Below are 1,561 nucleotides of genomic sequence, written 5' to 3' on the forward strand. Positions count from 1 at the left end.
TCTTCGCAGGGTTACTGCGGGGGGTTGCCGTGCTTGCGCGACGGCAGGTCTGCGTGCTTGTTGCGGAGCATGGCGAGGGAGCTGATGAGCACCTCGCGGGTCTCGGCGGGGTCGATGACGTCGTCGACCAGGCCGCGCTCCGCGGCGTAGTAGGGGTGCATGAGCTCGGCCTTGTACTCCTTGACCATGCGGGCCCGCATGGCCTCGGGGTCCTGGGCCTCGGCGATCTGCTTGCGGAAGATGACGTTGGCGGCGCCTTCGGCGCCCATCACCGCGATCTCGTTGGTCGGCCAGGCGTAGGTGAGGTCCGCGCCGATGGACTGGGAGTCCATGACGATGTAGGCCCCGCCGTACGCCTTGCGCAGGATCAGCGAGATCCTCGGCACGGTGGCGTTGCAGTACGCGTACAGCAGCTTGGCGCCGTGCCGGATGATTCCACCGTGCTCCTGGTCGACGCCGGGCAGGAAGCCGGGCACGTCCAGAAGAGTGATGATCGGGATGTTGAAGGCGTCGCACATCTGCACGAACCGGGCGGCCTTCTCGGAGGCCTCGATGTCCAGCACGCCGGCGAGGGACTGCGGCTGGTTGGCGACGATGCCGACCACCTGTCCGTCCATCCGGGCCAGCGCGCAGATGATGTTCCGGGCCCAGCGCTCGTGGACCTCGAGGTAGTCGCCGTCGTCGACGAGCTCCTCGATGACCTTGTGCATGTCGTAGGGGCGGTTGCCGTCGGCCGGGACGAGGTCCAGCAGGGCGTCGCCGCGGCGGTCGGCCGGGTCGTGGCTGGGGTGGGCCGGCGGGTTCTCCCGGTTGTTGGACGGCAGCATGGAGATCAGGTACCGCACTTCGGCGATGCAGGTCTCCTCGTCGTCGTAGGCGAAGTGCGCCACGCCGGAGGTCTCGGCGTGCACGTCCGCGCCGCCGAGGCCGTTCTGGGTGATCTCCTCACCGGTCACCGCGCGGACCACGTCCGGGCCGGTGATGAACATCTGCGAGGTCTCACGGACCATGAACACGAAGTCCGTCAGCGCCGGCGAGTAGGCCGCGCCGCCCGCGCACGGGCCGAGCATCACCGAGATCTGCGGGATGACACCGGAGGCACGGGTGTTGCGCTGGAAGATGCCGCCGTAGCCGGCCAGCGCCGAAACACCCTCCTGGATACGGGCGCCCGCACCGTCGTTGAGCGAGACCAGCGGGGCACCGGCCGAGATGGCCATGTCCATGATCTTGTGGATCTTGGTGGCATGGGCCTCGCCCAGCGCCCCGCCGAAGATCCGGAAGTCGTGCGCGTACACGAAGACCGTCCGGCCCTCCACCGTGCCCCAGCCGGTGATGACACCGTCGGTGTACGGCTTCTTGGCCTCCAGGCCGAACCCGCTCGCCCGGTGCCGGCGCAGCTGCTCGACCTCCCTGAACGAATCCGGGTCGAGCAACAGCGCGATACGCTCCCGGGCCGTCAGCTTGCCCTTGGCATGCTGCGCCTCGGTGGCGCGCTCACTGGGGCCACGCCGCGCCTCCTCACGAAGGGAGTGCAGCTCGGCCACACGCCCACGGGAGTCGG

At 69.0% G+C, this 1,561-nt stretch carries 1 protein-coding gene; it reads right to left on the minus strand.

Annotated elements, in window-relative coordinates:
* Positions 1–11: 11 nt before the first annotated feature.
* The coding region (locus AB0M62_RS34815; protein ID WP_366078329.1) for an acyl-CoA carboxylase subunit beta at positions 12–1,561 on the minus strand (1,550 nt) is incomplete at its 5' end.

This window comes from Streptomyces sp. NPDC051219, assembly GCF_040682335.1.
GTDB lineage: Bacteria > Actinomycetota > Actinomycetes > Streptomycetales > Streptomycetaceae > Streptomyces.